The following is a 26216-nucleotide window of genomic DNA, read 5'->3' as shown; positions in this document are numbered from 1 at the left end:
ATCGAATAGAATCCGCCCTAATCCCCGAAATCAACACAATTCTATATGAAAAATCGAATACATTCCGCCGAGCCGAGCCGAGCCGCACCACCTTACCAGACTGCCCCCTACCACCCAACCGTCCAAGCAACAATAAGAAAGTGCAAGCCGCCAAGGAACTCCCTTGCGCTTGCACTTTTGCTCGTTTCGCTAGCCTAGCCCACTCCATAAACCGAGGCCATGCAATCGACGAACATCCGATTGTATTCTTGCCGGGTCAGGTCCTTGTTGCACTGGATATCCCGCCCTAGGAATTGGTACCAGGTGATCTCGACCTGATCCTTTTTGTACAGGAACCGGCCGTTCGTTAATAAAAACTTGTCATTCTCAAAGGGCACGATGTTCTCGTAATCCAGCTTGCTGTCTTGCTGCTCGGCCACGAACGTCGCCAGCAAAATCAACATTTTGAAGGGATCGTCATAGATTTCATACTGAGCGCTCAAACGGCAACCTCTCCTTTATCCGTGATTACTCCCATCGTACTCGAATTGCCCGCGCGACAAATAGGAAAATTATAAGATCCTATATCAATTTTATCGCAAAATAAACAACGCCCCGGAGCAACGTCCGGAGCGTAAAAAAGTCATTCTAAAAACGCACACATGAGTAATAAATGTTCAAAAATCAATTAAACCGAGACTGATGAGCAGTGATTCGTTCACTTTCTTCATCGTCTCCTCATCCAAATGCGTAATTTTATCCGTTAGTCTTTGTTTATCGATCGTTCGAATTTGCTCCAGCAAGATGACGGAATCCCGGTCAAATCCGTGAGTTGCCGCATCAATCTCCACATGAGTCGGCAATTTCGCCTTTTGGATTTGTGCCGTAATTGCAGCAACAATGGCTGTTGGGCTAAATCGATTTCCGATATCATTCTGGATGATAAGCACCGGTCTGACCCCGCCCTGCTCAGAACCTACCACAGGGGAGAGATCTGCAAAAAAAACGTCGCCGCGCTTTACGATCAATGTTTACACCCCGCTTACTAGGCGGTCCAGAGTGATGTCTGCATCTTCTTCCGCATGGAACGCTTCGGAGGCCATGGACAAATTAATTTTGGCCATCTCCATATAGCCGCGCTGCATCGATTCTCGGATAAACCGTTTCTTCCGCTCGTTCAAATACAGCTTCATGGCCTGCCTGATCAATTCGCTGCGATTGGAGTTCTCCATCGCCACGATTCCATCAACTTCCTGCAATAACTGATCCGGCAAACTGATCATGATTCTTTTGGTGTTATGCATATTAGCCATCTTAAAACTTCCACCCCCAAAACCTACTCGCCCCTGTTTCCTGATAATCAGTATAGCATTATTCAAGGAAATTTATACAAAAGAAATATATGCCGAGCGTATATCAAGTATGCTGCATTTCATTATAAACAAAAACAGTAGTGCCGTACATACCTGATCATTTCCATGTTTAGTATTCGATAGACCTGGCATAAATTCCTTCACACAGGGAAAGTTTTGTTGAAATTTGTCTGCTGCGCCAATTCTGTCACAGCAGCGGGTTCAGCAATAAGACCGATTCGCCCTTTCGTTTGTACACCCGAGGCACTCGGTGGGCTATCATGCAAATCAACTCGTAATGGATCGTTCCCATGGCGGAAGCCAGCTCCCCGGCGGTAATTTCCTCGCCGGCTTGCCGGCCGATGAGCACAACCTCTTCGCCGGCTTGAATTTCTTCGGCTTCCTCAGCCAAAGCTTGAAGCGATACCATACATTGGTCCATGCATATAACGCCAACTACAGGGACTCGGCGGCCGCGTATTAGTACCTGCGCCTTACCGTTTAACATCCGTGAATATCCATCGGCATACCCGATCGGAAGCGTGGCAATCCGCTCTTCCTGCTCGGTGATGTATCTCGCTCCATAACTAATGGCAGAATGGGCAGGCAATGTCTTGACCCGTACCGTTTCCGTTTTAAGCGAGAGAACCGGGGTGAGCTGCACTTGATCACGTCTCACCTCGTCGGACGGATACAAACCGTACAATGCGATGCCAATGCGAACCATTTGCACCGACAGTTCCGGCATATCAATGGCGACGGCGCTATTTCCCGTATGTATGATTGGGATGCGAATATTATGCTCCCGCAGCGCTTCCACCACGCCCTGAAACCGGCGATATTGTTCCAATGTATAGCTTTTGTCTTCCTCGTCCGCCGTGGAATAGTGAGTGAACAAGCCTTCCACTTCCACATGCGGCACTTGCATTGCCTTGCGTACAAAGGCGACCGCCTCATCTCCAGGCAGCAGTCCGACGCGGCCCATGCCGGAATCGATCTTGATATGGACTTTCAGCTTATGCGGGAACTCCGCAGGATTCAGCGCTTCAATCGCCTCCAGCACTTCGTGGCTGAAGACATTTAGCGTGACATCATGTTCCCAAGCGGTGCGAACCCCGTGTGGCGGCGTATATCCTAGCACGAGAATCGGCAGCTTAATGCCGGCTTTCCGAAGCTCCAACGCTTCGTCCAGAAAAGCGACACTAAGATAATCCGCGCCGATCTGTTCCAACTCCTTCGCCACAGGTACAGCACCATGCCCATACGCATTAGCTTTTACGCATGCCAGCATTTTCATGTCCTTCGGTTGTCTTCTCCGCAATTCCTCGAAATTGCTGCGCAGCGCGTCCAAATCAATTTCCGCATGGGTTGGTCGATACATCACTTGCACTTTCAGGTCACCTTCTCCAAAGATTGAGAGTTCAAATATCTGAGCAATATCCTAATGGTAATGTTCATGGATGCGGCTGTCAATTCTGCAAAAGAACCCAATTCCTGAGAAGGAGTTTATTTTATCAAAGACACCATTAATAGAAGAAAGAGGCGAATCCACGGGGCCGGGGGAGCATGCTCCTTCGGCACAGCCGCAATCCGCCTGTTCCTTGTGTTACTTACCGGTTTGATCTTGCATTGAAGCGGCAATTTTCACCATTTCAGTCACCGGCAAATTCTCGCTCGTAATCCGGAATTCCAAACCGTCCACTGTCCAAGTCAGCGTCCGCAGGGTATCGCCGGTCAGCAGCCCCCACGTAAAGCCCATATCGATTAACTCACCCGGTACGAGCGATGCAGTGCGGTCTGGCGAACGCGTCTCTGACAGCGTAAATTGATATGTACCGTCATACCGCAGCAGTACAGTCGTACGATCGGTGCCTTCTACGGCTTTGTCGTCCTGGTACAAGACACCATCTGGCAGATACGTTGGGATAATCACGCCAAAAGGTTCCGTTAACGCCGGTGCAGCCGAAATGTCGCCATTCGTTTCCTCGGTTGCTGCATCGCCGTTTGCGCTCGTTGCCTCATCCGTTGGCGTCTTCTCCACAAGCATGCCATTCTCATCGACTTCCAGCAGGGTGCCTTGGGAATTCTGGGCAGCCGTATCGAGGTTATGCTGCATGTCAAACGAGTTCTTGTCAAACTTAGTGCCAAAGTCGAACTTATCGAATTTCACTTCGACGACGACTTTTGCTTCAGCATCGGATACCTGAACTTGTTTCGGTGCATAGTTGTCCTTCGCCAGCCAGATTTTTTGCCGGACAAGGGCATGAGTGTTGTAATTCGCCGCAACATCGAAGATGTAGCTATCCTTGTCAGCTTCAAATTGCCGTGAGCTGTCGCTCAAGATGCTGCGAGCCAGCGTTTGATACAGATACACTTGACCTTGGTTCTCCGGCCAGTCGCTTTGGAAGCGGAAGCTCTTGTTCAGGCTTGGCGTCAGTACGAACACACCTTGTTCGTTGCGGAGCACGATTTGCGTTACATCCTTTTGCGCATTGGTGAGCGCAATTCGGTAGAACGACGGGTTTTGGTACCAGACCTCCACCTTGTACTCCTGAGGCTTGTCACCCGTATAAAGCGTCATCGTGCCGGAGCCCTGATAACTCTCCAACTGGGCAACCAATTTGTCCAAATCCTTGACGACGCCGTCGGCGTCCTTTTTCCCGCATGCAGCCAGCACGAAGCTTAAGGCTATCACGATGGTCAGCATCCACGTGAAACGGCGCATGAGATCATCCCCTCTGCAGTTTGATTTCCTAAACTGATACATGTCTATGAGGGAACTTGGCCGATTATGCAGACTAGCCCCGGCTTGACCGAAAGACAAGTAGCCGGATTTGGGGATACCCGTTGCAGTTGCTGACGATGGAAGATGATTGCAAGCTATTGATCCTTAAATGCATTCGTGATCGAATCTAGATGAGCCTTCAGGACGCGGTTGATTTGGTCTGGACCTACCCGCAAAGGATCAAGCAAGGCATGCAAGGTGAGACCGTCGATCAACGCGTGCAGACGCACCGTTTCCATCTCCGGATCGAGCCCGGGTTGCAGCAACCTGTGCTGATCCAAAGTGGTGATCAATCGCTGCATCAAGTCGTACAACCCGTCATGACGCGCATCAAACTTCCCCGGCTTATGCCGGAAATGGGCCGTAAACGCCATCCACACCTCCGCTTCCGCCCGGGTCTCCTCACGGGTCGGCACGACCTCCTGCAAAATCCTCAGCACCTTCTCCAGCGACGGCAGATCCATTCCGGAGATTGCGATGATCCGTTCTGTTACTCTCTCCTTGACCAGGTTCATCGCATACCGCAGCAGCTCCTCCTGCGAGCTGAAATCATGGCGCAGCGCTCCGGGCGAAAGTCCCGCTTCCTTGGCAATATTGCGCACGGAGGCCCCTTCCATCCCCTGCTCCAATATCACCCGCCAGGTAGCTTCAGCGATAGTCTGTTTTCTTTGTTCATGATCTACTAGTTTTGGCATGCTCCTAGTTTAGCACCTCCAAGGCGGATTACACAATTTATTTAGTACAGTTGTATTAATTAAAGCAGGATGATACAATACACTCAACTTTTACATTTTACCTATACCGGAATTACAGGAGGTCATTATGAACTTTGTTGCATGGATGATTGTAGCCTGTGAGATCGCCTTTTGGATCGTGATTCTCGCGGGACTATCCGTCCGTTACGGATTAAAGCGGCCAAAGCCGGGAATGGCCCTGCTGGCTTTGACGCCGGTAATTGATCTGGTGCTGTTCGTCCTCACCGGAGTTGACCTGTACAACGGTGCTGTTGCGACAACCGCCCACGGCATCGCAGCCGTCTATATCGGGGTATCGATTGCTTTCGGCAAGGGCATGATTGATTGGGCCGATCGTTGGTACCGTTATTTGATCATCGGGGAAAAGGACGCCAGACCACCTAAACGTTACGGCCTGGAGTATGCCAAACACGAGCTGAGAGGATTTCTGCGCCATGCCCTCGCATTCCTGATTGGCGGAGCACTGCTCCTTGGCATGATCACCTTCATCAACGATCCGAGCCGGACGGAAGCGCTGGGCGGGATCCTGCGTGTCTGGGGGATCGTGTTTGTCATCGATGGCCTCATTATGATTTCCGCGTTCATCTGGCCCAAGCAACCGAAACCTAAAACGGACCGGGCTTGATCGCCCGATCCGTTGTCAAATGGTATGTACCTGCCGTTCCTAACTTATATCAGTTACCTGTAAAAAGTACCGTTAATTTCGATAAATATAGCCATTGTGTTCAATTAACTGGAAATTCTAACGTTAATTCCACCCGGAACCGCCCATAGGCGCCGATTCGAGCAAATTAACAATAGAATTTCCCGTTATTTTCGCCAAACCGCCTGTATGCCCCGAATTTAACGGTAGAAAATCCCGTTAGTAGCTCCGGTCCGGCGATGCTATTTTCTCCTTCGCCAGACTTCAAAGGAATTGCACCCACATCAGCACTTTAGCATTTCCGCTTCTCAGCCAGGTACTCCTGCCTGCGCCTCTGTCTTCATGGCCAGCGCCTCTTCCTTCGCAGTCAAGTGACGCTTCGCCAGCAGCAGGAACGGCACGCCGCAAGCCGTCGTCAGCGCAATGATCCCAAAGATCAGCAAAGCCTGCACGGCGCCAAAGGCATCCAGCAGAAAACCGCCCACCAGCGGTGCAAGTACATTGCCTAATTGGTTGAATCCAAACATCCCGAAATACGTCCCGCGCAGCGACGCAGGGGCAATCCGGTCAACCAGCACGTCCGTCATCGTAAACATCAGCACTTCGCCGATCGTAAAGATCACCACACCCACCAGGAACGCCCAGACCGCATGCACCGAGCCGAACAGCAGCAGGCTGCCGGACACGAACAGATTGCCCGCAAGCAGCGGCACAATCGGTGAGAAACGGCCGGCAAACTTGACGATTGGGAACTGCACCGCCAACACGACAATGGCGTTCAGCGACAGCATATAGCCAAACAGCTTGGCTCCGTCCTGGATGCCCGGCGTCATCTCCAGATACTGTGCCAGCGTGGAACTGAAATGGCCGTACCCCAGCACACAGAAGATCATGCCGATCAGAACATATAAGAAAGTACGATCTCTTCCGGTCACTTGCATGGCGCCCTTCAACGTCAAGCGCTCGCCGGCTCCATGCCCCGCGTTTCCGACTTCCTTATGCAGGATAAACTGAAAAACAAGAACCAGACCATATACCAAATACACAATTCCCGCGAAATAAAAGGCCAACCCTGACTCTGAAGCCCCCACTTGCAACCCAAGAATCGGCCCAATGACAACACCGAGATTGATCGCGGCATAACGCAAATTAAAAACCAGCATTTTGCTTTCTTGCGGCGTGATATCAGCCAGCAGCGCCCGGGAGGTTGGCTCGAACAGCGCACGACAGAGTCCGTTTAGCGCGTTCATAATAAAGAAGAGCCACACTTGGTTCGCCATCCCAAAGCCGATAAACACCAGCACCCAGCCAAATATCGAAATGTACAGCACCCGCTTGCGTCCAATGACGTCCGAGATGTAACCGCCGTAGAAGCTGGCGAATACCCCAATCAATGAACTGACCGCAACGACAACCCCAATCTCAGAGGGAGATGCTCCAAGCGACTTAATCAAGTAGATCGATAAAAACGGAATGCTCATGGACGATGCCATCCGTCCAAAGATCGTCCCAACAATAATCGTCCAAGACAAGGGATGAATCTTCTTAAGTTGTGAGTTCATTGTGATTTCGCCTTCTTTATTCACAAGATGTTCAAAACTATCTCCCTATTTAAACCGCGAAATCAATAGTTGTCAAGACTTGTCAGAAGAAGAAATGCTTGACGTTCCTGTAGAGGCACGAAGACCCGGCATTTCCTCACCATGAGGAACGGCCGGGAACCGGATCAGCACCGTCGTACCGATCCCAGGGCGGCTAAACATCTTCACCCCATATTCCGAGCCAAAATGCAGTTGAATGCGGCTGTGAACATTCCGAATGCCAAAGCCGCCATCGGCTCCGAGGGCTGGGTGGAACACTTGCTGTTGCCGTCCCTGCGTCATGCCGATACCGTCATCAATAATTTTGAAGCTGACCACCCGCCCGTCCGTATATCCAAGAATCCGAACGTGGATCGGATCGCCAAACCAGGCATGCTCCAGCGCATTCTCAATAAACGGCTGCAGCACAAGCTTCACCGTGGCTAAGGACAGGATAGCCGGGTCCACCTCAAAGTCGAACGACACCGCCTCACCAAACTTCGTTCGCTGAATGTTAATATACGCTTCGGCCTGCGCTAGCTCGCTATAAATCGGGATGATCGTCCGTCCATCGCTGAGCGACAAACGGTAAAATTTCGCCAAGTCCAGCACCATGCGCTGCAACTTGTCAATCTCCCCGAACTTAGCCAGCCGGCTGATCGAGGACAACGTATTATAGAGGAAATGCGGGTTGATCTGCGCTTGCAGCGTTTCCAGCTCAGCCTCTTTTTTCTCAAGCCTGGTCAGATAGACCTGCTCAATCAACTGCTCGATATTTTGTCCCATCTCATTCAGGGCGGAGGCGATCTGGGAGAATTCGTCTTTCCCCCGGTAGCGCATCCGTTTATGCAAATCTCCCTCGCGGAAGGCGTTTAGCACCGAGACGATTTTCATCACCCGGATCGAGAAATAACGGGAGACAAACATGCCGGCAAACGTAAACACAATCAGGCACAACACGCAGATTAAGGTCACAAACCAACGCACCTTCGCCGAGTCCCGTTCCATGATCGTCAGGGGCACCCGGGCCGTCAGCACCCATCCGGGGCCATCGAGCTCCTCTTGGATCGTCAAATATTCGGCGGTTCCCGAAGATGATGTAACCCCTCCGGACTCGTATAACGTCTCCCCCGCCCCATCCTGGATTAACAGCTGGCTGCCTTCACCGATTTTGCGGTAATCCAGCGCCTCAAACAGCTCGCCGATGCGAACGCTGAGCCTTAAGAAGCCGATTTCCCGTAAATCGAACGGCGTATTGCTATCGACCAACCGGCGCAGCAGCGAGATTCGATCCTGATCCCGATCCTTCTCCACCTGCCGCCAAACAAGCGTCTCTCCGTATCGCTCCTCCGGGAAATCGATGTACCACGCTTTATGCTGAAGCCGGCTTAAATGATAGATATTATAGTTGCCTTCCAATGCATCCGGGTTCTCATTCACAAAGGAGCCGTGATAAATCTCAGGCAAGGTATCATTCTCGAGAAAAACGTACATGGCAAGCTTCAAGCCGGTCGCATTCATGGCGATATGCAGCTTGGGCTGAAGCACCATCGTCGTTCGTTCATAACTGCTCCAGCCCTCCTCATAACTGCGCAGCTGCGTAATCAACGTGTAATCATGATAGAGCATCGAGGAGACGCGCTCGACATCGGCCAGTTTATATTCAACGTTATCCCGGATTTGCAGCAGTGTCCCCTGGATATTACTGCGGGTCTGATTGCGAATCGACTCCTGATAGAGAGAATGGGAAAAATACCCGATCGCCAGCACCGGAATCAAAATAAATACAAGGTAGGTCAACATCAGCTTGTAGCCAAACGGAAGGTAACGCGGGGCCTGGGGCAGCGTCACGCGGTGGATCTTGATCAAGTTGGATTCACTCCCGTTTGCGGAATTCCATCGGCGTCATCCCGAAGGTCTCCTTAAATTGCCGGCTAAAGTAAGGGATATAACGGTACCCGACCTGACCGGCAACCTCGTAAATTTTCACCTTCGGGTCCTTAAGCAGCTCACGCGCCCGTTCCATTCGCAGCTCAGTCAGCATTTCACTGAAGCCTTGGCCCGTTTCTTCCTTAAAAAGATGCCCCAGATAATTCGGCGAAAAGGCAAATTGCTGAGCGATGTTCTTTAAAGTGAGGTTCTCATGGAGGCGCTCCTGCATCGTCGCGATGATTTCCCGGATCAGCCGGCTGCAGCCCGGCACGGGTCGCGCTTCATTCAACTGCGTCGCAGCTCGGTGCTCCTGCTCGTCCTCCAGCCGCTCTACACCCTGTGCTTGCAACGCCTGCATCATTTTTAGATACTGTTCCTCCGTCCGCTTCCGATTTGCTTCGTGCTCCAATTCCAGCGTAATTTGCCGGAGCGAAGCAACCAGCTCGTCGTCGTCCATCGGTTTCAGCACATAGCTGCAGGCTTTGAGGGAGAGCGCCTGCTTCACATAATGAAAATCCTGGTGTCCGCTGACAAACACCACGCGGACGTCCGGCTTCCGGTCCATCGCCCGGCGTGCCAGCTCCAGCCCGGACATATGCGGCATATTAACGTCCGTTACCAAAATGTCAATGGCCTGCCGCTCCATCAACTCGCAGGCTGAGAAGCCATTGCTTACGGCGCCCACCACCTCCATCCCCAGCTCGGACCAGGGAATAAACGTCCTCATGCCCTCCAGGTCAAGATGCTCGTCATCAGCAAGCAGTACCTTGTACACGATCGTGTCAGCCCCCTTTTTTCCTTGCGGAAATTCGGTTTCAGCTCCGTTTCCCCTAAGTATACCCGGCCTCCCCGTTCGTTGAGAACGGAGAAATTCCTCTAATCCTCCCTGTCCTGCGCTACAGGAAAAGGGAGCCTCATCCATCGGCTCCCTCCCAAAAATTTCTCTTTCGCTTAATTGCCCTGAATCATCTTCAAATTCTCATGCCAGCGCTGAGTGTAGTAATCCAGCAGCTTCTCGAACCCGATGGCCATCGTGTCCTCATGCGCTTTGTCGAGAATCGCCAGCGCTTCTTCATCCGTCTTCGCATACAGCGCTTGTGCTCTGGCTTTCTGCCAAATGTCCTTGCCGCTTTGGAAGGTGATGCCCTCCTCGGTATCCGGCAACGGGAACAAGTTGATGAACTCCGTCGCATCGCCTTGCGTTTTCCAGGTAATCTCGTACTGCCAGTAAGTGGACCAGTTCCGTTCACTCTCCGGCAACGTGGCTTCGAACTTCCCTTTAATATCGTCAACGTAGACGGTATTCCCCACCCACATCAACGGGTCCATCTTCGCTTGATAATCAGCGAGTTTTTCTTTCTCCAGCGTATATTTCTCCGTGAACTTCGGCGTGATGCCGTCCGCTTCCCGTCCTTCCCAGAACTCGCCTTCCACGCCCCACATTTGCAAGGTCATCCCCTCCGGACCGGTCCACCAATCCAAGAACGCGAAGATCGCTTCCGGATTCTTGGCGCTGGTCGTAATGACCGCCGCGTTCCAGCCGAGCATGTTATAGGTGCCGGGATAAATTTTGTTTTTATCCAGTCCTTCCTTATGAATCGGCCAGATCATGAAATAGCCGGCGTCCGGATCGTTTTGCGTCAAAGCGGCATGGGCCTGCATCGCATACAAGGTCGGATTGGAGGAAGTGTACACCGCCACCCGGCCGTTCATCAGCTTCTCCTGCACCTGGTCTCGGGTTTGCGTCATGGCGTCCTGCGTCATCAGCTTCTCGCGGAACAGCTTCGCCGCATAAACCACCGATTCCCGGAACGGTTCGTCCTTGTAGATCGAAGTCATCTTATCTCCGTTAGGTACGGCAAAATAACGCGGGAAACTCAAATTATTCTCCTTAAACGCAGAGTAAATCTGATCGAGCCCGTGACCTTCGCTGGCCAAATCCGTCTCCAGCGGAATGACGTCCGGATATTTCTCCTTCACCAGCTTCAGGTAATTATACAGATCATCGGTCGTTTCCAGTTTAGGTGAACCGAGCTCTTTATAGATCTTCTTGTTCACCACCCAGCCAGCATTGCCGTTCGGACGGTTCGTGTACCAGTTCGGGAATTGATACAGCTTGCCGTCAGGGGATCGCAGCATGTTCATGGCCTTTGGATCAAGCCATTTTTTCAAGTTCGGGTATTTCTCGATATAATCGTCCAGCGGCACCAGCAGCCCGGCTTCACGCAGCCTTTCTACATCCGCGCCCCGCTCGCCCCAAATGACGTCCGGCAGATCGCCGGAGGCAATCATCGTGTTTAGCTTTTGCACGGTATTCCCGCCGTTTGGAATTTCGGTGATGTTCACCTTTTTATTCTCTTTCACCCAAGCTGTCGTTTCGTCGGCCCCCCATTTGGGCATGGTGTACCAGTCATAGTTGCCGTACAGCGTGAATTCCAGCGGCTCCTTCCCCAGTTCAAAAAGCTGCGATTCCGCAGACTCCGCCTGGTTCGTCCCCGTATTCCCACTGTTCTCCTTCGGCGTTTCGGCAGAATTTCCGCCACTCGCGCTGTTGTCCCCGCCTCCGGAACATCCGGCCAGGATGAAGGCAACTGCCATAAAGATGATCATCAGTTGGCTGAACCGTATTCCCCGCTTTTTCATACGACTGTTATCCCCTTTCGACTTTCATTTTTATGTTCAAAGCAGAACCATCTGCCCTAAACGCCGCCTGCAGTTCATTCAACTACTCCTTTAAAGACCCCACCAGCACCCCTTTGACAAAATACTTCTGCACAAACGGATAGACGAGAACGATCGGGATCGTTGCGACCATCATGGTGGCCATCGACAGCGATTTGCTGGTGACGGTTTTGGCCTGCGCCATATGGGCTTGTGCCGCCGCATCCAGATTCGCGGTCTGCTCGGAGACGATGTTGGAGGCGAGAATCTGCTTCAAAATCGTCTGAATCGGCAGCAGCTCCTCCTTCGAAATGTAGATGCTGGCGATAAACCACTCGTTCCAGTGACCAACCGCGGTAAAGAGCGATAACGTTGCGATGACCGGTCCCGACAGCGGCAGCACGATGCGGAACAAGGTGCCCCAATTGCCGCAGCCGTCGATTTTGGCCGATTCCTCTAAGCCTTGGGGCAGCCCTTGGAAGAAGGTACGAAAGATGATCATATTCCAGACCCCAATGAGCGAAGGAATGATATATACCCAGAAGGAGTTAAACATCCCCAGGTTCCGGATCAACAGAAACGTTGGAATCAATCCGCCGGAAAAATACATCGTAAAAATACACATCAGCATATAAAATTTACGTCCCATCAGCTCGCGCTTGGTCATCCCGTAAGCGAAGATCGCCGTGGCCAAGATGGCGCTGACCGTGCCGACGACGGTCCGAAGAACGGAGATGATAAATCCCGACATCAGCCGTTCATCCTGGAAGACGACCTCGTAATTTTCCAGGGTAAAGGAGCGCGGCCAGAGGGTAATCCCGCCTTTTGCGGTATCCAGCCCTTCGTTCAGCGAGATAGCAATGGCATTCAGGAACGGATATAACGTGGAGAGGGAAAAAACGGTTAAGAAGACGTAAATGAAAGCAACCATGACCCGGTCGCCTCTGCTGTTATACATCGCGGACACCTCCTCCTGATTACCATAAGCTGTTGCCGGATCGGCGGGCTACGTAGTTCGCGATGGTCAACAGCCCGACGCTGACGACCGCTTTAAACAACCCAACGGCGGTAGCATAGGAATAGCGGTAATTGTTGATCCCCACCCGGATCACGTACGTATCGATGACGTCAGAGACATCTCGCAGCGCCGGGTTCACGGCCAACACGAGGATATCTTCAAAGCCGGCGCTCAGCAAATTGCCGATCGCCAGAATCATAAAGATCGAAATGACCGGCATAATCGATGGAAGCGTTATCAAATAAATCTGTTTAAAGCGGCTGGCCCCATCAATCGAAGCCGCCTCATAGGTATGGGGATCTACCCCGGCAATCGCCGCCAAGTAGACAATCGAGCCAAAACCGATTTCTTTCCATACATTGGTCGTGATCAAAATGGTCCAGAAGTATTCGGGCAGTGACAGGAAGTTAATCGGTTCCTGAATCAGATTCAACCGCTCCAGCAGCATGTTTAAGCTCCCGTTATCCGTGGCGAGCATCGAAGCAACTAGACCGCCGAGAATAACCCAGGACATAAAATGCGGCAGATACGTAATCGTCTGAACAACTCGTTTGAAGACCATTTTCCGCACTTCGTTCAGCATTAAGGCCAACAGGATCGGTGCCGGAAATCCAATCAGAAATTTCAGCAGGCTAATGACGATCGTATTGCGCATCACCGTGTAAAAATCCGGCGAGTTAAAGAAGTAAGCGAAATGCTTCCAGCCCACCCACGGACTCCCCGTAAAGCTGTGCCCGATCTTGTAGTCCTGAAAGGCGATCAAAACGCCATACATCGGGATATAACTAAACACGAAGATGAGGGCAAGCGCCGGGAGGACCATCAACTGCAGATCAATTTGCCGAATAAAACGCTCGAGCCCACTCTTCCTTCTTGGATAAGGCACTTGCGGCATGACGGGTTCGGGCTGCATTTCCCGATCCGTGGATAATCGGGCCATAGATGCTTCTCCCCTTTACGCTGTTTTTATCTTGAAAATTATTGTATATTGGCTGCCGGCCCCTGCCTATCTGACCAATCAACGAAATGTGATACTATTCAACCGGGTATGATGTCATTTCCTCCATCGGGCGAATTGGTGTAAGATAAAGTCCGTATTGCTTATCCAACTAGTGGATTCAACTTAGATTTAGGGGGCTTTGTTCACGTGAAATCTGATTCCTCAACTTTGCAGAAAAAATTGCTGCCCCGCCACATCAGCTTTATGGCCATGGGCGGTGTCATTGGCACCGGGATCTTCAAAGGGAGCTCTGAGACCGTCAGCCTGGCTGGACCTGGCGTGATTTTTTCTTATGCCTTTGCCGGCTTACTGCTGCTGGTCGTCATGGGTGCCATTGCCGAGATGGCGACAGTGTATCCCGGCCGCAACATGAAGGACTTCATCCGGGAAGCTTTTGGCGAACGCATCTCTTTCATATTGGGCTGGATGTACTGCTTCATGTGGCTGGCCGTATGCGTGATTGAAGTGATTGCCGCCGGCAGTTTCCTGCAGTTCTGGCTGCCAGACGTCCCGCTTTGGGTGCTCAGTCTGGCCAGCGCCGCCTTTATTCTGGCCATCAATCGAATGAGCGTGGCCGGTTACGGTGAGTTTGAATTTTGGCTGGCTGGGATTAAGATCGCGATGATCATCGTCTTTATTCTCCTGGGCGCAGCCATGCTGTTTGGCCTTCTCCCTGGAACGAGTGCTCCGTTCCCGCACAATTACCGGGATTACGGCGGTTTTTTCCCGAATGGATGGACGGCGATCTTCTCAGCGCTCCTGGTCGTGATGTTCTCCTACGGCGGCTCTGAGCTGATCGGATTAACCTTGTCGGAAGCCAAGGATGCGGAGAAAGTATTGCCCCGGGTGGTCAAAAGCTTTATTTTGCGCGTGGTGCTGTTTTACACGTTACCGATTCTGATCATTTGCGGACTGATTCCCTGGAACAGTCTCAGCGAGCAGACCAGCCCGTTCGTGCAGGTACTGTCCTCGGCGGGCTTACAGGGGGCAGCGCATCTGATGAACTTCATTCTGATTACGGCAGTCTTGTCCGCCGCGAATTCCGGCATCTATGGCGCGACCCGGATGCTCCATTCGATGGCTGCCGGCGGGGAAGCTCCGGCGAAGCTGGCGCGGATTTCCGCCAAGGGCGTGCCGGTGAACAGCTTGATTCTTTGCGGGGTTGTCCTGATCCTCGGCTCCATGCTGGCCGTCTTTAATCAGGCAGGTTTGTTCCGTCTCTTGATGGCGGTCCCCGGCTTTGTCGTGCTGCTCGTCTGGATCACGATCTGCTTGTCCCAATTAAAGCTGCGCAAGCGTTATCCGAAAGCGCCTAGCTTTAAAGTCTGGGGATTCCCTTATATTACAGTGTTGACGGTGATCGGTCTCATCGTCATTGCGCTGCTGTTCCTGTTCGACGCGCAGAACCGTATCAGCATCGGGACCTGTCTGGCGGTGCTGCTCCTGCTAATCGTCTGGTCGTTGGTTCGTTTCCGTCCGCGCTCGGGCCAGAGTCAGCAGTAGCGCTGGAGCTGCTGGCCTTTACAGGATTATCCCGCTGGGGCAGCGGCCTGGTGGGGCTCGTGCTGGCCCTTTTACAGCATTATCCCGCTGGATCAGCGGCTTGATGGGCTCGTGCTGGCACTTTTACAGCATTATCCCGCTGGATCAGCGGCTTGGTGGGCTCGTGCTGGCACTTTTACAGCATTATCCCGCTGGATCAGCGGCTTGATGGGCTCGTGCTGGCACTTTTACGGCATTATCCCGCTAGATCAGCGGCTTGGTGGGCTCGTGCTGGCACTTTTACAGCATTATCCCGCTGGATCAGCGGCTTGATGGGCTCGTGCTGGCACTTTTACGGCATTATCCCGCTAGATCAGCGGCTTGATGGGCTCGTGCTGGCACTTTTACGGCATTATCCCGCTAGATCAGCGGCTTGGTGGGCTCGTGCTGGCACTTTTACAGCATTATCCCGCTGGATCAGCGGCTTGGTGGGGCTGAGGCTGACGTTTTTACAGCATTATCCCGCTGGATCAGCGGCTTGGTGGGGCTGAGGCTGACGTTTTTACAGCATTATCCCGCTGGGTCAGCCGAATCAGCTTGGTTTTGTAGACTTCTGCTCGGCCAAATGGGTCTGTTCGAACTGATGACCTGCGAACATCACTAGCCTAACGCGTCTTTCGGACTTCCTGAAGATCACTCAGACTTCACTGATGGAACGGGATAATCCTGCAAAAGTGGTGTAGCGGGTCATCAATAGCGGCTTGGTTCGGTAGGGCATCGAGCATCTGAGCAAGCTGAACTTGCTAATTCGGCCCCTGTTTTCCCCTGTTTCTCCCGGTCCTTGGCCCATGTTACAATAAAGGAAGAGGAGAGACTACGAGATTTTGGGGGAAGCCATGGAAATTCAGGTGGTTACTGAACTTTTACTGAGCAAGCCGACGCTGCGTTACCGGATCGCTCGCCGTATCCGGAACGCTTACCGATACGATACCGCCTTTTGGCGATTCGCCATTGCCGGCCCCTGGGGGGCCGGCATGTTCGCGTTTGGCCTACTGGCGCTCGGGATGCCGACCGGGCTGGGGAGTCCGGTCGATCTGCTGCTGTTCCTGCTCGCAGGAACGCTGGGCCTGTACCTGACCGCCCACATCACCGCGCTGCTGCTGGCTTTGATCGGCCTGCCGATCCCCCGCCTGTTTACAGGGGCGGTCTTGTTTGATTTTGCCGCGAGCTTCGTTATTTTCTACTCTAACGAAGTTGCGCTGCCCGCGGCGTTGGTCATCGCCGCGGTGATCAGCCTGGCGGGCATCTCCGCCGGGCTGTTGGCAGGAACGCTCGCCAGCCGGAGGCTGCGGCGGCGCCATAAAGCCGCAGCTGCCCTCATGGCGGCGCTGCTGGCGGCCATCGCCGCGATCTGGCCGTTCGCGGCGAGTCCCGGGAGCGGCTCCGCCGTGCCGGCCTATCAAGGCGTGCAAAGCGCCGGGATCTGGGAAGCCGGCGAAGCCGATGGTGACAAGGCGCGCGACGTCGCAAGCAGCGACGCCGCCGCCAGTTCAGCGACCGTGCCAAGCTTGGCCGAGCTGCTAGACAGCCCCGCTGAACCCGGGCCTTATGAGGTGTCGACCTTCACCTACGGCAGCGGGAACGACGCTTGGCAGCCCGAATACGGAGAAGCGGTCGACATCACCTCCGGAACGGTGGATGCCTCCGTCTACATTAAGAAGTGGTCCGTCTACCGGACCGCCTATTGGGGATTTAATCAGCGAGCACTTCCGCTGAACGGGAGAGTCTGGATGCCTGTCGCAGCAGAGGAACAGGACAACACCAACCTAGGAAACAGCGCTGCCGATAGCCAAACTCGGTACCCGCTCGTGCTGATCGTTCACGGGAATCACCTCATGGAGGATTTCTCCGATGACGGATACGCTTATCTGGGAGAATTGTTGGCCAGCCGAGGGTTTTTCGTCGTATCCGTCGATGAGAACTTCTTGAATTACTCCGTATGGACGGGGATTCCCGATAACGATATGAAGGTTCGAGCCTGGATTTTGCTGAAGCATTTGCAGCAGATTGGTGTTTTTGCCGACGAACCTGGTAACCCGTTATACCACAAAATCGACTTCACCCGCATCGGACTGGCGGGCCATTCCCGGGGCGGGCAAGCGGTGGCGATGGCTGCGGATTACAAAGATTGGTTCGCGGACGACGCGGAACTGATATCGAGCTTAGAGGACGTCCAGATTCAAGCGGTGGCAGCGATTGCCCCCACGGACAAAAAGGTAGACGGAAAATACACCCAGCTTAAGGATGTCAGCTATTTGACATTGCAAGGCGCGCGGGATGGCGATGTCAGCGACTTTGACGGCGACCGGCAGTACATGCGTACGAGTTTTTCACCGGGAACGAATCGGTTCAAAGCTTCGCTGTACATCGGGGACGCCAACCATAGCCAGTTCAACAGCAGCTGGGGCGGTCGGGACGTCAGTTATCCGAAGGGCATTCTGCTCAGCCGAAGCGGGATGCTGTCTCCTTCCGAACAGCGGAGCATCGCGAAGGTGTACATCTCGGCTTTCTTCGAGGAAACGCTGCACGGTACGGCAACGGGGAGTAACGCTTCCGGCCCCGCTTCGGCTACAACTACCGATTCAGGACCCAGCCGCTATCTTCCGCTGCTGCAGGATTACCGCACTGGATTAGCCTGGCTCCCGGACACGGTGTATTACAATCGTTTCGAGAGCAGCACGTTTACTGCTTGGGCCCGCTACGATGAAGATTTCAACCGGTTAAGTCTTCCCGGGGGCGGGAAAGCATCGGGGAGCAACCTCACCTGGAAGGAAGAAGAGGCGAAGAACCGGCAAAACGGCACCAAGCCGTCCCGGGGAATCGTGCTGGAGCGTAAGTCTAGCAGCAACGCCCCGTCCGCTTATACGTTAAGCTGGGAACAAGGTGCTCCCCTTCCAACTGGCGGCCCGCCGAAGGAGCTCGCCTTTTCACTCACCGACCGCAGCTTCGAGCTGGAGGATGAGCAAACCCCAGATGCCGCTCTAGCTTCGGGTTCCGTCAAGGTTGAGGTGGAGCTGACCGACGGCAACGACACCTCTGTCCGCCTGCCGCTCAAGAGGTTTATGGAGATCGAGCCGCTGCCTGTCACTTCATTTACGATCCATCCCTGGCTGGAGCGCCACCTGTCAGGCGGCAAATACAAGCATCCAACCGAAGCGGTCTACCAGACATATCGTCTCGACTTAGCAGACTTTGCGGCTGCCAACCCCAGCTTCGATCCAAACACGGGGATCCAGCGCCTGACCTTCTATCTGAACGGCGGCGCTGCCAAGCTGATGCTGGATGACATCGGAGTCTACTGAAACGCAAAAAAAACGCTTATTCCCCACGCTGCGCAAATGCCAACGCGCTTGGGAATAAGCGTTATATTTTTTATCAGGATTCGGTTTCCTTGGGGACCAGCTTATAGATCTCTCCACTTTCCATCGCGTCGATCAGACGGTCCAGCCATTCGTAATACTTCACAGATTCTTTCATCTTACGGATGTCTTCTTCCAATACATTGCGAAGCGGCTCGTCCTCCTCCACCGCCATCACCTTCGTTAATTCATCAATGGACCGACGCAGCACCAGGATATTGCTCTCCACCGCTTTTCTCCATTTAATCGCGAAGAAGTCCGTAAACGTCTGGTACCAGTCATATTCCACTTCATATAAGTCCTTGCGGGAGCCTTTCTCCCACACTTTATTGACCATTTTGAGATCCAGCAACGTGCGGACGCCCGTACTCATGCTGGTTTTGCTCATTTTCATTTCCTTGCCCATCTCGTCCAAAGTCATCGGCTTGTCGGCAAAGAACAGCAGCCCGTACAAGTGCCCTGTAGACAAAGAGATCCCGTACAAGTCCATGTTTCGGCCGATCGCCTCAATTACGCGTTTGCGTACCTTCATTAATAAAGCCTGTTGCTCATCGGTGAGCTGGTCCAAGCTCATGCTTGCAACCTCCTATTCATATGCAAAAACAACCTCCGCTGTAACGCATCGCCCGCACAGCTTAAGCTCTTTGCGGCTCAACGCTTATTCTATCTTAAGAAAGTCAACCCCAAAAGTAAAGAAGCAGCTTAGGGAGCATTTGGGAGGATATCGGAGTTATCTGTTGATTCGTTATGTTCAGTTTTTTCTGTACGTTCCTTACGTGCGGTTTTCATCTTTGCGTAATTTTCATTCCATTTGTTACACTTACCTCACGGATTGATGCGATATTGCCTCGCTGGGCATTTTTCTAAGCGAAGCCGAGATCGAAGGGGGAACTTCAAGCTATAGAAAAGGAGTGAATCTATGAATCAACCAATATTACAAGTCCGAGATGTTAGCAAGTTATTTGGTCCCCACGCTGAGCAGGCCATTCCATTGCTGAAGCAGGGCTATACCAAAGAACGTCTGCTCAAGGAAAAAGGCGTAACTGTCGGCGTTGGCCAAGTCAGCTTGGACATCCATGAAGGTGAAATTTTCGTCATTATGGGTTTGTCGGGGAGCGGTAAATCGACACTGGTTCGGATGTTGAATCGTTTGATCGAACCTACTGCGGGGGAAATTCTGCTGCATGGACGGGATCTCCGCAAAATGAACAAAGCTGAACTGCGCGAAGTACGGCGTAAATCGATCAGCATGGTGTTCCAGAAGTTTGCTTTATTCCCGCATCGCACGGTCCTGCAAAATGTGGAATACGGACTGGAAATTCAGAAAGTTGCCAAAAAAGAACGCCGCGACAAAGCGATGCAGGCCCTCGAGCTCGTCGGCTTACAAGGCTGGGAGCAGAAGATGCCGGATCAGCTGAGCGGCGGTATGCAGCAGCGGGTTGGCCTGGCCCGGGCGTTGGCCAATGACCCGGAAATCCTGTTGATGGACGAAGCGTTCAGTGCGCTCGACCCGCTCATTCGTCGTGACATGCAAGATGAGCTGCTTGAGCTGCAGGAGAAGATGAAGAAGACGATCGTCTTCATTACGCATGATTTGGATGAGGCCCTGCGTCTTGGTGACCGGATCGCCCTGATGAAGGATGGCGCGCTCGTCCAAATTGGCACGCCGGAAGAAATGCTGATGAACCCGGCTAACCGATATGTGGAACGTTTCATTGAGGACGTCGACCTGTCCAAGGTGCTGACCGCAGCCCGCGTCATGCGTCGACCGGAAACCGTTACGTTGGATAAAGGGCCCCGCGTCGCGCTTGAACTGATGCGTGAACGGGGCATCTCCAACCTGTTCGTCATCGGTCGGGGCAAACGCCTGCTGGGCGTCATTACAGCCGAAGACGCCTCCCGTGCTGCTAAGTCCGGGATTGGCCTGGAAGAAATTCTGATTTCAGACGCCCCTCGCGTGGCTCCGGATACCGTGCTAAGTGACCTGTTTGAAGTTACAAGCTCTTCCAAGGTACCGCTGGCCGTCGTTGACGAGCAGGATCGTTTGCTGGGCGTTATCGTACGCGGTGCCGTGCTGGGTGCCCTCGCCGGAGAACATCATGAACTGAAGGAGGAGGTGAGCCCAGATGGAATTCATCCCGAAATTGCCGCTGGCCGAATGGATTGAATCGCTGGTGGATGCCATGGAGCGGACGCTTGGAGGATTTTTCGACGGATTGTCCACAACGATTGAAACGATCGTTAACTTTTTCGCCGGATTGTTCCTGCTGCCGCATCCGCTGCTGTTTATTGCCATCGTTGGAATCATCGCTTATTTCATCGGAAAATGGCAGTTGGCCTTGTTCACCGTGATCGGGTTCCTGCTAATCGACAACCTTGGCTATTGGACCGAGACCATGAACACCTTAGGCCTGGTGATCACTTCCGGCTTGATCTCGATTCTGTTTGGCATTCCGATCGGGATCTGGTGCGCCTATAGCAAAATGGTCCATCGGATCATCTCACCGTTGTTGGATTTTATGCAGACGATGCCGGCGTTCGTTTATCTGCTGCCAGCGGTAACCTTCTTTAGCCTCGGGGTTGTCCCTGGGGTTATCGCCTCGGTAATCTTCGCGATCCCGCCGACGATTCGGCTTACCTATCTTGGAATCAAGCAAGTGAACGCCGAGTTGACAGAAGCGGCGAACGCCTTTGGATCCACGGCTTGGCAGAAGCTGTTTAAAGTCGAGCTGCCGCTCGCTATGCCCACGTTGATGGCCGGAGTGAACCAGACGATCATGTTGTCGTTGTCGATGGTCGTCATCGCCTCCATGATCGGGGCGCAAGGCATTGGGGCCACCGTTTATCGGGCGGTTACCCAGCTTAAGATCGGGCAAGGCTTTGAAGCCGGGTTGGCCGTGGTTGTCCTGGCCATCGTGCTCGACCGTTTTACGCAAAACCTGTTTAAATCCAAAACACAAAGGGGAGATTGAGATGAAAATGAAGAAGACAAGGAAGTTCATGGTACTGGCAGGATTAGTGGGCATGTTGGCGCTGTCTGCCTGCGGGCAAGCGAACAATACCACAGCCGGCAGTGCGAACAACACACCGGAGGCTTCGGCAAATGGTGGAGGAAATGCCGCTGCCGTCGGTGAGTCGGTCAACTACGAAATCATCGGGATTGACCCTGGTGCCGGAATTATGAAGGCGACAAGCCAAGCGATTGAAACTTACGGCCTTGATGGCTGGAAGCTGATTGAAGGCTCCGGCGCTGCCATGACAGCGATGCTGGACAAAGCGGTAAAATCCGAAAAACCAATCATCGTTACCGGCTGGACCCCTCACTGGATGTTCGCCAAATACGATCTGAAATATTTGGAGGATCCGCAGAAGGTCTACGGGGAAGCTGAAGAAATTCACACGCTGGCACGGAAAGGTTTGAAGGAAGACCATCCGACTGCCTATGAGTTCCTCGATCGCTTCGAGTGGACTTCCGATGAAATGGGCGAGATCATGACGGCGATCCAAGAAGGTCAGGATCCGGCGGAAGCGGCCAAAGCCTGGGCAGACAGCCATGCCGACCGCGTGGATAGCTGGACCGAAGGATTGACACCGGTGGACGGCGACAAATTCAAGTTGAGTTACGTCGCTTGGGATTCGGAAATCGCCAGCACCAACCTGCTCGAGTATGTCCTCGAAACCAAGCTGGGTTATGACGTCGAGTCCCTCCAAGTCGAGGCAGGTCCAATGTGGACTGGTGTCGCCAGCGGTGACGTTGATGCAACTGCAGCCGCTTGGCTCCCGCTCACCCATGCGGATTATTGGGATAAATACGGCGAACAAGTCGAGGATCTCGGCGCGAACATGACCGGCGTCAAAACCGGCCTGGTCGTTCCAACCTACATGGACATCAACTCGATCGAAGACTTGAAGTAATGGTTCTTCTATTTGGTGCTCATGCCAGCGATTTCGCTGCCTATAGCTCAACTAAGGTCATCTGGTTCCGTTACATCTATATTTACCCTGATAGGAATAGAAATAAGGTCTCCTCGTTCCGTTAGTTTTCTATAACGGAAGAAGCCACCCCTGGTACGGGGTGGCTTCTTCATATCTATATCAATTAAAGAAGAGGGAGTATCTAAAGAATAGCACCCGTATCTTAAAGGAACATTACAGAAACCTGAAGATCAGCTTAAAATTCATTATCAATTGAAGTCCGTTTACCGATATAATTCCCAGGAGGTGACAAAATGGATATTGCAGCATTGTCTACGGCCATGAGCCAAAGCGCGCTTTCCCAAGCCGTAAGCATCCGTGTGTTAAGTATGGCTAAGGACCAGGCTGAAATTCAAGGTCAAAATCTCGTACAAATGATGTCACAAAGCCAGCATCCGACGCTTGGCAAGCACTTAGATCTGAAAGTATAACGTATTAACGGTTCCATAAGCCTTGTTTGCCCAGGGCAGGAATCGGCTCTCTGAGCCGGCGTAATTCCGTTAGTTCCCAAGCGTATCGTCCCAGCGCATAATCGCCAAATCGGTATTCTTGCCCTGCGGCTTCCAAGCGTCGCTCCCCTGCCTCCAACCATGCGGTTCGCCCGTCGTTTTGCACGACAGGGAGGCAGTCATTCAACTGACAAACCGCTACGATTGCACCCATCGGCAATTGATCAACAGATCGATATCCGTGCTCCGCTAAGAGAGATCGAATCGGCTCTGTCTCACAAGCCTCCCGATCCACTTGCTTGCCAGCGTGGATGCCAAGCTCCCCGCGGTAATTCGTTCTCCAGCTTCTCGTTTCCAACCGTTTAGCCCCAATCGCAATCAATGTTGCCCATGGCTGTCGTACCGTGATGCAGCGCATTAAATCCCCCATTTTCGTTCTATGATCCTCTGTCAAATCCAATCATCTTCAAGTGAAGTCCGGCTTTACTCGCTTTACCTCTGCCTTGAGCTCATCCATCATGCCCTCGGCCGCTTCCTCCCCTGCCTTGATGCAATCGGCCATTTTGGAGAAATCAAACGCAGACACATGCCCCACATCCGGTCGAATGACGATATCCGCCAGCCGCAGGCTGGTATGCTTCCGCTCTGCGGTCATCAAGCTATAGGAGCGATACACGACTTCAATCATATTGCGGGGCGGCTTCTTCTCATGTTCGCGCGTCACATCCACCGCAATAATCAGCCCTACGTCTTTTCGCTTCAGCTCCTGTACGGGCAAGTTGTTCAGCACCCCGCCATCAACCAGCACTTGTTCCCCCCGTACCAACGGTGCAAACACCCCAGGAAAAGCCGTCGTTGCCCGCAGCGCCGTCCCTAAATCGCCCTTATCCATAATCACCTGCTTGCCTTGCATCAAATCCACAGCAACCGCCTTAAATCGAATGGGGAAATCCTCGATCTTTAGCCCATCCTTCCCATGTTGTCGCAAAAGATCGTTCACGGTTTGGTAGATTTTGTTCCCGCCGATTAACCCGCGTTGGCGAATGCCTAGATCCATCAGCCGGTATTTGGGTGTGTGATATAACAAATCCTCGATGTCCTCTGCTGGAATGCCTGCCGCATACAGGCCTCCGATCGCACCGCCCATGCTCGTGCCAACGATCGCGTCCACCGGGATTCCATGCCGTTCGAATGCCTTCAACACGCCCAGATGAGCGAGTCCCCGTACGGCCCCGCCGCCTAACACCAAACCCACTTGTTCCATGGATGATCTCCCCGCTTGTCGTCGTTTTACTAAAAATACATATTCTTTAGCATAGGCGGAAGTTCCTTCCGGTTAAACACGACAGCCCCGAATCGATAAAGGCATCGACCCGAGGCTGAACTAAAACCTGCTTCAACTGAAGTAATTATTGAAAGGCTGCATAAGGAATAACAAATTCCGGCATTCCCGCCGCATAAGGCGTATATTCATATTGCGTAAAGTAAACAACCACCCCGTTCCGGTTCAGGAAAAAGTCGCGATCCGCTTCAATCGTTTCAAACGGGGTAATTAGTTCCAGCTTGCGTTCTTTGATTTGCTCCTTAATCTTGCTGTTTATGATCGATACATAATTCGTGTTGTTTGCGACTTCTTTCAAGGTCAGCACATTGCCGGTCGAGAGATCAAAGGTGTACGGTACACGGGAGGTCACACCATGTGCCCCGCCAAAGTCCACATAGTAATCGACATAAAGGCTCAGACGGCCTTTCTCGTTATAAGTCACCGTAAAGCGGCCATCCACGCTGAGCTGATGATTCGATGCGCTCGAGTTCGGGTCGAGCGTTTGGTCATTTTCTTTTACAGCAAGACCAACTTCCTTCGCCGCCGCAGCAACATGCTGATCCGCCTCTTTTTTAAGGAAGGCATTGATTTTCTCTTGAACACCGCTGTCAGCTAGTCCGGAAAGAACCGGATAGTACACCCGCAGCGCCTTCCCGTTCCCCTCTGCTGCAATCGCCTTCGCGCTAATCTTCACCTCGTTCTCTTGAATGCCTTGAAGGGCAATTAACTTCGTAGCGGAATCATAACCAACTACATATCCCATTTGTTCAAGAATAAAACGCAGCGGCAAAAAGGTCGTATTATCTTGAACTACAAGCTGCGGTCCCCATAGGAGCTGATCGTTTAGCTTAAAAGAAAAATCCTTTAAGTTGATCTCCAGTAACCGATTCTTGCCGGCCACCTTCGCTGCCTGGGTGGCTTTGTCGAAGCCGATGCCCAGTCCAAGGCCATTGCTCAAATCCCTCAGGGCGATATACGTGGTGCCGTCCAGATTGATGGTTTTGATCGTGGTCTGGGCTCCGCCAATGCTGAAATTCTGAGGAGATACCGTATATTTGGCTTTCGTTGCAGCTTCCGTCGGCTGAGCCGGGAACGACACGGCCAAAGGAGCAGCGAGAAGGACAGCAGTAAGCGTTAAGTTCACCAATGTACTGCGTTTGCGTTGATTCATGGTTCAAGATCCTTTCTGGTGTGGGTTGTATTTCTTTTCTTCGAACTTGATAACACTGGATAAACGAAGCAGAAGTTGGAAAAGTTGCGTCTGAATTGTGAGATATAGCAGAAAGAAGTTTGCGAGATGTAAAAGTGCATTTTGAACTTTAGCCATATCGCGCCTGTTGGTCACCTTGAGATGTAAAAGTGCAGCTCAATTCAGTCCAATCGTGCTTAAGGTCACCTTGAGACGTAAAAATGCAGTTCATTTCAGTCCAATCGTGCTAGGATCTCTTTGAGATGTAAAAGTGCAGTTAAACTTAGCCAAAATGCGCATTTTGACCTCCTTAAGCTGTAAAAGTGCAGTCAAAAACTTGCTAAACACCCGGAAATTGCTCAAATACGCCAAAATGAACTGTACTTTCCCTAAGGCCCCCTAAATAAACTGGAGTCCTCCCCTACAAGGATTTACAATGGAAATAAGGGAGAGGATTCAGTTATGGGAAAAGCCAAAGATGAATTTCGTTTAAAGGTAGTAAGAGAAGCTCTGTCCGGGATTAAGGTGGGGGTGCTTGCCCGGTCGTATGACCTGCACCCAGAAACCATTCGAACCTGGATTCGAGCATACCGAGATCAGATTACAGATGTGGATACATCACTGCCAGACCAACACCTTCAAGAACTCAAACGACTTCAAGAGATTGAAGAAA

24 protein-coding genes and 1 pseudogene are annotated in these 26216 nt (G+C 52.4%); 9 read left to right on the top strand and 16 right to left on the bottom strand.

Annotated elements, in window-relative coordinates; genetic code table 11:
- Positions 1-194: 194 nt before the first annotated feature.
- The 6 genes from M891_RS0117080 to M891_RS0117055 all read right to left on the bottom strand — a co-directional run bounded on the left by M891_RS0117080 (position 195) and on the right by M891_RS0117055 (position 4811).
- Positions 195-482, bottom strand: a complete 288-nt coding sequence (locus M891_RS0117080) for a hypothetical protein (protein ID WP_028539679.1) — start codon at positions 480-482, stop codon at positions 195-197.
- 174 nt (positions 483-656) lie between these two features.
- Entirely contained in the window at positions 657-1007 is a 351-nt protein-coding gene (locus tag M891_RS0117075) for a type II toxin-antitoxin system PemK/MazF family toxin (RefSeq protein WP_028539678.1), read from the bottom strand.
- 3 nt (positions 1008-1010) lie between these two features.
- Positions 1011-1292 carry a CopG family ribbon-helix-helix protein gene (locus M891_RS0117070; RefSeq protein ID WP_016313120.1) on the bottom strand — a complete coding sequence of 94 codons (282 nt, stop codon included), beginning with the start codon at positions 1290-1292 and terminating at the stop codon, positions 1011-1013.
- Between the two features lie 247 nt (positions 1293-1539).
- Positions 1540-2721, bottom strand: a complete 1182-nt coding sequence (alr, locus tag M891_RS0117065; RefSeq protein ID WP_028539677.1) for an alanine racemase — start codon at positions 2719-2721, stop codon at positions 1540-1542.
- 216 nt (positions 2722-2937) lie between these two features.
- Positions 2938-4056, bottom strand: coding sequence for a LolA family protein (locus M891_RS0117060; RefSeq protein ID WP_028539676.1), 1119 nt, complete (start codon positions 4054-4056; stop codon positions 2938-2940).
- A gap of 155 nt (positions 4057-4211) precedes the next feature.
- On the bottom strand, positions 4212-4811 hold the full coding sequence (locus M891_RS0117055; RefSeq protein ID WP_028539675.1) for a TetR/AcrR family transcriptional regulator: 600 nt from the start codon (positions 4809-4811) through the stop codon (positions 4212-4214).
- A 127-nt stretch (positions 4812-4938) separates the two neighbouring features.
- Here M891_RS0117055 and M891_RS0117050 point away from each other — a divergent pair, with 127 nt between their 5' ends.
- Positions 4939-5496, top strand: coding sequence for a hypothetical protein (locus M891_RS0117050; protein WP_028539674.1), 558 nt, complete (start codon positions 4939-4941; stop codon positions 5494-5496).
- Between the two features lie 326 nt (positions 5497-5822).
- Here M891_RS0117050 and M891_RS0117045 read toward each other — a convergent pair whose 3' ends face one another.
- From M891_RS0117045 to M891_RS0117020, 6 genes are all read right to left on the bottom strand, one after another.
- Positions 5823-7076, bottom strand: coding sequence for an MDR family MFS transporter (locus M891_RS0117045; RefSeq protein ID WP_028539673.1), 1254 nt, complete (start codon positions 7074-7076; stop codon positions 5823-5825).
- Between the two features lie 72 nt (positions 7077-7148).
- Positions 7149-8897 carry a cache domain-containing sensor histidine kinase gene (locus tag M891_RS0117040; RefSeq protein WP_051417072.1) on the bottom strand — a complete coding sequence of 583 codons (1749 nt, stop codon included), beginning with the start codon at positions 8895-8897 and terminating at the stop codon, positions 7149-7151.
- 73 nt (positions 8898-8970) lie between these two features.
- Positions 8971-9801, bottom strand: a complete 831-nt coding sequence (locus tag M891_RS0117035) for a response regulator transcription factor (RefSeq protein ID WP_028539671.1) — start codon at positions 9799-9801, stop codon at positions 8971-8973.
- Between the two features lie 176 nt (positions 9802-9977).
- Positions 9978-11669 carry an extracellular solute-binding protein gene (locus M891_RS0117030; protein WP_016313128.1) on the bottom strand — a complete coding sequence of 564 codons (1692 nt, stop codon included), beginning with the start codon at positions 11667-11669 and terminating at the stop codon, positions 9978-9980.
- An 82-nt stretch (positions 11670-11751) separates the two neighbouring features.
- Positions 11752-12645, bottom strand: coding sequence for a carbohydrate ABC transporter permease (locus M891_RS0117025; protein WP_016313129.1), 894 nt, complete (start codon positions 12643-12645; stop codon positions 11752-11754).
- 19 nt (positions 12646-12664) lie between these two features.
- Entirely contained in the window at positions 12665-13600 is a 936-nt protein-coding gene (locus tag M891_RS0117020; RefSeq protein WP_127576765.1) for an ABC transporter permease, read from the bottom strand.
- Between the two features lie 252 nt (positions 13601-13852).
- Between M891_RS0117020 and M891_RS0117015 the strand changes: the two genes are divergently transcribed.
- From M891_RS0117015 to M891_RS0117010, 3 genes are all read left to right on the top strand, one after another.
- A complete protein-coding gene (locus M891_RS0117015; protein WP_028539670.1) occupies positions 13853-15208 on the top strand; it encodes an amino acid permease in 1356 nt (451 codons plus the stop codon).
- Positions 15209-15363: 155 nt separating this feature from the next.
- Complete coding sequence (locus M891_RS25380) at positions 15364-15738, top strand: hypothetical protein (RefSeq protein ID WP_157268830.1); 375 nt, start codon at positions 15364-15366, stop codon at positions 15736-15738.
- Positions 15739-16083: 345 nt separating this feature from the next.
- Positions 16084-18549, top strand: a complete 2466-nt coding sequence (locus M891_RS0117010; RefSeq protein WP_036700797.1) for an alpha/beta hydrolase family protein — start codon at positions 16084-16086, stop codon at positions 18547-18549.
- A gap of 73 nt (positions 18550-18622) precedes the next feature.
- On the opposite strand, the gene M891_RS0117005 is transcribed toward M891_RS0117010, so the two are convergent.
- Positions 18623-19180 (bottom strand): GbsR/MarR family transcriptional regulator, encoded by a 558-nt coding sequence (locus M891_RS0117005; protein WP_016313133.1) that lies wholly within the window; start codon positions 19178-19180, stop codon positions 18623-18625.
- Between the two features lie 345 nt (positions 19181-19525).
- On the opposite strand from M891_RS0117005, the gene M891_RS0117000 reads away from it, so the two are divergent.
- The 4 genes and pseudogenes from M891_RS0117000 (at position 19526) to M891_RS25020 (ending at position 23012) form a co-directional block, all read left to right on the top strand.
- Positions 19526-20773 carry a quaternary amine ABC transporter ATP-binding protein gene (locus M891_RS0117000; RefSeq protein WP_028539668.1) on the top strand — a complete coding sequence of 416 codons (1248 nt, stop codon included), beginning with the start codon at positions 19526-19528 and terminating at the stop codon, positions 20771-20773.
- Positions 20733-21564, top strand: a pseudogene (locus M891_RS0116995) (ABC transporter permease); the annotation flags it as partial. The gene M891_RS0117000 and the pseudogene M891_RS0116995, both read left to right, overlap by 41 nt.
- A 15-nt stretch (positions 21565-21579) precedes the next feature.
- Positions 21580-22521 carry a glycine betaine ABC transporter substrate-binding protein gene (locus M891_RS0116990; protein ID WP_028539666.1) on the top strand — a complete coding sequence of 314 codons (942 nt, stop codon included), beginning with the start codon at positions 21580-21582 and terminating at the stop codon, positions 22519-22521.
- A gap of 314 nt (positions 22522-22835) precedes the next feature.
- On the top strand, positions 22836-23012 hold the full coding sequence (locus tag M891_RS25020; RefSeq protein ID WP_016313137.1) for a YjfB family protein: 177 nt from the start codon (positions 22836-22838) through the stop codon (positions 23010-23012).
- Between the two features lie 4 nt (positions 23013-23016).
- Here M891_RS25020 and M891_RS0116980 read toward each other — a convergent pair whose 3' ends face one another.
- The 3 genes from M891_RS0116980 to M891_RS0116970 all read right to left on the bottom strand — a co-directional run bounded on the left by M891_RS0116980 (position 23017) and on the right by M891_RS0116970 (position 25525).
- Entirely contained in the window at positions 23017-23460 is a 444-nt protein-coding gene (locus M891_RS0116980) for an ASCH domain-containing protein (RefSeq protein ID WP_232228366.1), read from the bottom strand.
- A 36-nt stretch (positions 23461-23496) separates the two neighbouring features.
- A complete protein-coding gene (locus M891_RS0116975; RefSeq protein ID WP_028539664.1) occupies positions 23497-24294 on the bottom strand; it encodes a patatin-like phospholipase family protein in 798 nt (265 codons plus the stop codon).
- A gap of 145 nt (positions 24295-24439) precedes the next feature.
- Positions 24440-25525, bottom strand: a complete 1086-nt coding sequence (locus M891_RS0116970) for a stalk domain-containing protein (RefSeq protein ID WP_028539663.1) — start codon at positions 25523-25525, stop codon at positions 24440-24442.
- A gap of 480 nt (positions 25526-26005) precedes the next feature.
- Here M891_RS0116970 and M891_RS0116965 point away from each other — a divergent pair.
- Positions 26006-26216: transposase (locus M891_RS0116965; RefSeq protein ID WP_028539662.1), on the top strand; the 211-nt coding region annotated here is incomplete at its 3' end.

It is taken from the genome of Paenibacillus sp. J14 (genome assembly GCF_000518465.1).
Lineage (GTDB): Bacteria > Bacillota > Bacilli > Paenibacillales > Paenibacillaceae > Fontibacillus > Fontibacillus barengoltzii.
The sequence above is the reverse complement of the archived record's forward strand: the minus strand, read 5'-3'. Positions and strand labels throughout refer to the sequence as shown.

Bases quoted from the DNA above. Each gene is read 5' to 3' on its own strand.
- M891_RS0117040 (WP_051417072.1), bottom strand. From the start codon at position 8,897: ATGTTGACCTACCTTGTATTTATTTTGATTCCGGTGCTGGCGATCGGG.
- M891_RS0117060 (WP_028539676.1), bottom strand. From the start codon at position 4,056: ATGCGCCGTTTCACGTGGATGCTGACCATCGTGATAGCCTTAAGCTTC.
- M891_RS0117030 (WP_016313128.1), bottom strand. From the start codon at position 11,669: ATGAAAAAGCGGGGAATACGGTTCAGCCAACTGATGATCATCTTTATG.
- M891_RS0116970 (WP_028539663.1), bottom strand. From the start codon at position 25,525: ATGAATCAACGCAAACGCAGTACATTGGTGAACTTAACGCTTACTGCT.
- M891_RS0117050 (WP_028539674.1), top strand. From the start codon at position 4,939: ATGAACTTTGTTGCATGGATGATTGTAGCCTGTGAGATCGCCTTTTGG.
- M891_RS0117005 (WP_016313133.1), bottom strand. From the start codon at position 19,180: ATGAGCTTGGACCAGCTCACCGATGAGCAACAGGCTTTATTAATGAAG.
- M891_RS0116990 (WP_028539666.1), top strand. From the start codon at position 21,580: ATGAAAATGAAGAAGACAAGGAAGTTCATGGTACTGGCAGGATTAGTG.
- M891_RS0117055 (WP_028539675.1), bottom strand. From the start codon at position 4,811: ATGCCAAAACTAGTAGATCATGAACAAAGAAAACAGACTATCGCTGAA.
- M891_RS0117000 (WP_028539668.1), top strand. From the start codon at position 19,526: ATGAATCAACCAATATTACAAGTCCGAGATGTTAGCAAGTTATTTGGT.
- M891_RS0116980 (WP_232228366.1), bottom strand. From the start codon at position 23,460: ATGGGGGATTTAATGCGCTGCATCACGGTACGACAGCCATGGGCAACA.
- M891_RS0117070 (WP_016313120.1), bottom strand. From the start codon at position 1,292: ATGGCTAATATGCATAACACCAAAAGAATCATGATCAGTTTGCCGGAT.
- M891_RS0117045 (WP_028539673.1), bottom strand. From the start codon at position 7,076: ATGAACTCACAACTTAAGAAGATTCATCCCTTGTCTTGGACGATTATT.
- M891_RS0117020 (WP_127576765.1), bottom strand. From the start codon at position 13,600: ATGCCGCAAGTGCCTTATCCAAGAAGGAAGAGTGGGCTCGAGCGTTTT.
- M891_RS0117010 (WP_036700797.1), top strand. From the start codon at position 16,084: ATGGAAATTCAGGTGGTTACTGAACTTTTACTGAGCAAGCCGACGCTG.
- M891_RS0117025 (WP_016313129.1), bottom strand. From the start codon at position 12,645: ATGTATAACAGCAGAGGCGACCGGGTCATGGTTGCTTTCATTTACGTC.
- M891_RS0116975 (WP_028539664.1), bottom strand. From the start codon at position 24,294: ATGGAACAAGTGGGTTTGGTGTTAGGCGGCGGGGCCGTACGGGGACTC.
- M891_RS25020 (WP_016313137.1), top strand. From the start codon at position 22,836: ATGGATATTGCAGCATTGTCTACGGCCATGAGCCAAAGCGCGCTTTCC.